This window comes from Pseudophaeobacter sp., assembly GCF_039971195.1.
Lineage (GTDB): Bacteria > Pseudomonadota > Alphaproteobacteria > Rhodobacterales > Rhodobacteraceae > Pseudophaeobacter.
In genome coordinates, this window is record NZ_JBDWPJ010000059.1 from 1 (window position 1) to 5,285 (window position 5,285).

At 61.8% G+C, this 5,285-nt stretch carries 3 protein-coding genes and 1 pseudogene; 1 reads left to right on the plus strand and 3 read right to left on the minus strand.

Annotation, left to right across the window (positions count from 1 at the left end):
* From ABJP42_RS05085 to ABJP42_RS05095, 3 genes and pseudogenes are all read right to left on the minus strand, one after another.
* A pseudogene (locus ABJP42_RS05085) lies at positions 1-119 on the minus strand (acetyl-CoA carboxylase, carboxyltransferase subunit beta); the annotation flags it as partial.
* Positions 120-181: 62 nt separating this feature from the next.
* Positions 182-1,072, minus strand: a complete 891-nt coding sequence (locus tag ABJP42_RS05090; protein ID WP_348338943.1) for a CPBP family intramembrane glutamic endopeptidase — start codon at positions 1,070-1,072, stop codon at positions 182-184.
* A complete protein-coding gene (locus tag ABJP42_RS05095) occupies positions 1,069-4,242 on the minus strand; it encodes an ABC transporter transmembrane domain-containing protein (protein ID WP_348338944.1) in 3,174 nt (1,057 codons plus the stop codon). The genes ABJP42_RS05090 and ABJP42_RS05095 overlap by 4 nt, the downstream gene beginning before the upstream one ends.
* Before the next feature lie 254 nt (positions 4,243-4,496).
* On the opposite strand from ABJP42_RS05095, the gene ABJP42_RS05100 reads away from it, so the two are divergent.
* On the plus strand, positions 4,497-5,285 hold a 789-nt coding region (locus ABJP42_RS05100), incomplete at its 3' end, for a hypothetical protein (protein WP_348338946.1).

Below are 5,285 nucleotides of genomic sequence, written 5' to 3' on the forward strand. Positions count from 1 at the left end.
TCGCGGTGAAACAGCATGGTGCCGCATTCACTGCATTTCTGCCAAAGATTCTCGGGCACTTCGCGACGCGAAAACAGCGAGTTGATCGTTGGGCGGACGTAGTTGGTGATCCAGTTCATATCATGCCTCTAGCGGGGGCCGGTTTGGCACCCCAGATAAGGTGCCTTGCACCGAAATGCAATCAGCGCCGTATCGCCAGCCGTGCCACCAGCCAAGAGACCAGCATCATGGCGCAGTCCACCACAAGCCAGGGTCGCAGCTGATCGACGTCCGACATCTCATAAGGCAGCAGGTAGAGCGACAGGCCGTAGAGGCTGCTGGGTGAGGCCACGATAAGCAAGGCAACGATGTTGTTGAAAAAATGCACCGCAATGGCCGGGCCCAGGGTGCCGGCTCGGGCTGTCAGATCAGCGGTCAACACGCCAAAGCCCATGGCCCAAAGGCAGAGCAGCCAGGCATTGTCGCCGGCCTCTTGCGGCATGTAGTGCAGCAGGCCAAACAGAGCAGAGGGCAGCAAAAGCCAGATCGCCGGATTTTGAAACCGCGCCGCAAAGGCCTGTTGCAGATAGCCGCGAAACACCAGTTCTTCGGCGCTGACCTGCACCAGCACCGCCCCCAGCGACAGTGGCAGCAGGGTGAGCCAGAGCTGCCAGGGCAGGTTTGCCACCAGAGGGGCACCAAAATCGTAGGGTGGCAGGACCAGCAGAACCAGCAGCAAGATCACAAGCCCACCAAAGACCCGGGCAAATTGTCGGGTGAACAGGGAGGCTGGCCCGATCAGGCTGACAAAGGAGCGATGCTGCAACAAACGTGCGGCCAGGCCGACCCCCAGCATCATTGAGAAAAACGTCAGCAAGATCACCAGCATCGCCAGCGGCGTGTCACCTTTGATCATATGCTGCAGCCAGACCTCAGAACCTGCCTGCAGCATGAGCATAAAGGCCCCGAAGCTGAGCACATAGATCACCACCGCAATCAGAGCGATTGCGGCCAACAGACGCCAGATCTGCGATTTGGGCCGCGCCGGGGCCACCAGGGCTTCATGCGCTGCATAGGCGGATCTTGCTGTCATTCTGGCCTGTCCTCTTGCGTGGGCTGTGACGCTGTTGTTGCGACATCTTCCGGCGGCATCTCACCCGAGAAGCCCATTGCTGGCAAGCCCGCTGCCCGGACCTTGGTTGCCAGCGCCACCAGATGGCCGGAAACCGTTTCAAGCAGCTGCGTAGCAACGCCTGCGTCGCTTTCGATCACGGCGCGGTATTCCTCGGCGCCGATGCGCAGGAACAGGCAATCCTCGGCGGCGCGCAGGTCCATTTCACGTGGCTGGCGCAGGATCACCGCCAGATCGCCAATCAACCGCCCCGGCTCAATCACCGCCACCGGCGACATTAGCTCTGGCGCATCCGGCCACAACAGCTCTGCCCGGCCCTCAAGGCAGAGGTAAACCGCATCGCCGCTTTCGCCGCGACCAAAGATCATCTCGCCCGCGCTCACCCGGTGCCACTGCGCCGAAAAGGCCAACAGGCGCTGGTTGCGCGAATCCAACTGGGCAAAGAGATCGGCGCGGGCGATCACCTCGAGTTTTTGGCGGAAGTCTTCAGCCGCCACCCCTTCGGGGCGGTCTGTTTGCCGGCGCTCAATACCGTCAGTGCGGCCATCTATGCGCCCGTCGCGGATCTCGACAAAGAGATCATAGCGTTCAGGATGACGGAACTCATCCTCCAGAAAGATCATCGTGGTCAAGGGCATCAACTCTTGTAGCCGCGCCCGGGTGCGCAGGCGGCTGTCGGAATCATGGCTGGCCAGAGCCCGGTCCAAAATCAGCACATCCGGGCGTTTGATGGCGGCGCGGGTAAAGGCCGCGCGTTCCTGAAACACCGGGTCCAGCAGCGATCCCCCCAGCCCCGTGGGCAGGTCATAAAGGATCAGCGCCAGGCGTTTTTGCAGCCCATAGGCCGAAACAACCTCGCTCACCAGGGTCTCGACCTGATGCGCCTTGTCGCCCGCATGCAGTGAGATTTTGCCAAACAGCGCGTTTTCCAACACGGAGAGGCGCGGCACATAGCCCTCGGGCAGCAAGGCTGCGAACAGGCCTTTGGAGCGCGCCACCAAATCGGCACTGCTGGACGCCCGGATTTTCAGGATGCGGTCCTTGAAACCTTCGGGGAAACCAGGACCGATCTGTTCCGCAGACAGCAGGAAGGGGATTGTCATCAGCGCCGCCCGTGCGGGCTCGCTCAGGTTGCGGGTCTTGTCCTTGCCCCGCCCCGACCCCTTGCTGTCCAGGGCCGCGTATTCCTCGGCGGCGCTGCACAGGCGGCAGTAGAGCTCTTCATCCAGCCCCAGGCGCTGAAACAACGGATGGTCGAGATCCTCGCGGCCAAAGGTCTGGATCAAGGTCTCGGCCACACCCAGACCAATCCCAAGGGTTTCCGCCGCCAATTGCTGGTCCCGGATCACCTGATAAAACAGATTGCCCGGCGCCAAGAGCTCTTCGGGAGCAATATCGCGAGTGGCGGCGGCAAAGAGGATATTGCTGGCCAGCGGCACCGCCGGGTTAAAGCTGTCAGGCTCAAAATGATAAACCACCCCGTCCAGTCCGGCCTCGATGAGGCGCTGTTTGATCAGCGGGCGCAGCCGCACGATATGCTGCTCCAACATCGGATGGCTGCCCATCTGCAACTGTGCGTGCAGGGTGCGGCGGAACAGTTGCTGATCCACCCCCATGGCCTGCACCAGCTGGAACCACCAGTCGCGCACATCCCCCTCTGACCCCAGCCCGGCCAGCGCCGGATTGACCCAATCGGCCTCCAGCGGGTCCGGGCTGTTGCCTGCCCGCAGAGCCTCTGCCATCTGGCGCTGGGTCTGCGGTGATGGATTGGGCAGCTGCGGCGTGCTGCGCAGGGGCATCAGCACATTGTCCCCCAGCGAGCCGGAAAACAGATAGGGATGCGAATAGGCATAGCCCACCCGCGCCGCGATCGCCTCCTGATGCAGCGCCTCCAGCCGGTGCCCGGCCATGGTGATCGAGCCCCGCGTCGGCAGCACTTCGCGGGTCAGCAGCTGGGCAAAAGCCGCCCGCTCTGCATCACTGCCGCTCTGCACCGCGACCCGCGCGCCTTCGGGGATGGTCAGCGACAGATCTTCGAGCACCATATTGCCTTCAGCGTCGCGCAGCGAGACATTGCGAAAGATCACATCACCGCGCAGATGCGGCAGATCATCCGGGCTGCCCTCGATCAGATTGGCATCAATCATCCCCTTGGGGGCAAAGCGTTCGGTCATGATTGCCCAGCGCAGCCCCATATCCTGCAACTGGTTGTAATAGGTCAAAAGCTCTTTCCATGGCGCCGACAGGTCTTTGTAGGCCGCCAGCCCAGCCACCAGCGCCCCCACGGTGATCTCACCCCGGATCGCCAGTATCCCGCCCGCCGAATAGAACACGAAAGGCGTCATATGGCCGATCAGGTTGTTGAGGAACTTCATGAAGTATTTTCTGTTGTAGATCCGGCGGCGGATATCAAACAGGCGCCCCAACCGGTCAGAAATCTGTGCCAGTCGAAAGCGCCAGCCGCCATTGCCGCGCAGATCCGAAATTCCCGCTGCGGTCTCGCCAATCTCGGCCGCCAGGGCGCGCACCTCCTGAATGCGGTCCTTGTTCAACAGGTTGATCTGGCGTTGCAGCATCGGGATCAGCCAGGCCTGCAGTGGGATCAGCGCGATCGAGACCAGGCCAAACCAGACGCTTTGCATGAACAGGAAAGCGACGATGGTCAGCATCTGCCCGGCCTGAAACACCGGCTGCGCCAGGGCATCGCCCATCAGCCCGCCCATCGGTTCGCTCTCGGAGGTAATCATCGAGACCAGCTCGCCCTGGCTGGTGGTGCGGAAATAGGGTTTGGGAAAGCGGATCATCCGGTTGATCAGCGTATAGCGCAGCCGCCGCAGCAGCCGCTCGGCCGTCACCCCCTTGGCGGTATTGAGCCGCATCTTCAGCCCCCCGGCCACCACCACGGCAGCCAGAAACCCGCAACACAAAAGCAGCAGGTATTCGACCTGGCTCATCTGCTGGCCCCAGACCATGACCACGGGATCAGGCGCACCAATGGCATCGTTGATGATCCGCTTGGGCAGCTCCAACGTGGCGTAGAGGAAGGGAAAGATCAGCAGGGTCAACGCCAACAGACCAAGCTGCTGTCGCTTTGAATAGCGCCAGATAAATGAAAACAGCGTGGGGGGCATAGCCGGTCCTTGTGGCATAAAAGCTGCATGATAAGGTCTTGCGGGGGACACCAGCTTGCTGGTGCCACCAGAAATTGGATCACTGGGACAAAACCTGGCGTCGCTATGCACCATAATCGCCAAAGGCAAGGTGATCCAGTTCACGCTTCTTCGCACTTGCACCGGATAAAAGGTGAAATTATTGCGGTGCTTACAACAACAGACCCCAGGCGGGGCAACAGAGGCTGGCCCAAAAGGCCAGAAGACCGGCAGAGATGACAATTGCTAAAGCGAGTCGGCCATCAGGGCTGAGCCAGCCCCCCTATGACCAGCCCCGAGTCGCGCAGCGATTCTCTGATCTAAGGTCTGGGGCAGGCCGAGTTACAGCTCCGCGAGCCCTGGCACTGGCCTTGGTTTGTGGCCTTTCTGCCTGCAGCCCGGCATCAAAGACCGGTTTTGCCTTTGCCGCAGCCAGTGGTGCCTTTGACGAGACCGCCAGCCGGTCAACCAAAACCCAGGCCCGTTTTGCACAGGGAGCCGTCACCCTGGTGGCACCCGCCGGACACTGCATCGACACCACCATGTTGCGCCACGACCCGGACGGCGGCTTTGTCCTGCTGCCGCGCTGTAACCTGTTGCAGGGCGGCAGCCTGTTTGGCCGCAACCGTGCTGCCGTCATAACCGCCACTATTGGTCCGGCAGGCGATACCACGGCACTCTCAGCAACTGATCTTGCCCAAAGCGCCGAGGGCGCCAAGCTGCTCTATTATGATGACAAGGGCCTGTTGCCGCTGGTGCGACTGCAATGGCCCGGCCACAGCGCCATGGGCGGTGCCGGAAAAGGCGCCAGCGCCGAACACTGGCGCGGCGCCTTTGTGCTCAACAATCATCTGGTCCTGCTGGCGCTTTATGCCCCCGAGGGCAGCGTCTTACTGGGACCCTCTGGCGCGGAGATTCTGACGGAAATGACCCGGCGCAGCCTGGCGGCCAGCGCGCCTGCGTCGCTGACACCCGATGCGGTTTCAAGCCGCGAGGCCGTGCCGGCTCCGGCTGAAGATAACACC

Excerpts from the sequence above, each read along its gene's own strand:
- ABJP42_RS05095 (WP_348338944.1), bottom strand. The coding sequence starts at position 4,242 with ATGCCCCCCACGCTGTTTTCATTTATCTGGCGCTATTCAAAGCGACAG.
- ABJP42_RS05090 (WP_348338943.1), bottom strand. The coding sequence starts at position 1,072 with ATGACAGCAAGATCCGCCTATGCAGCGCATGAAGCCCTGGTGGCCCCG.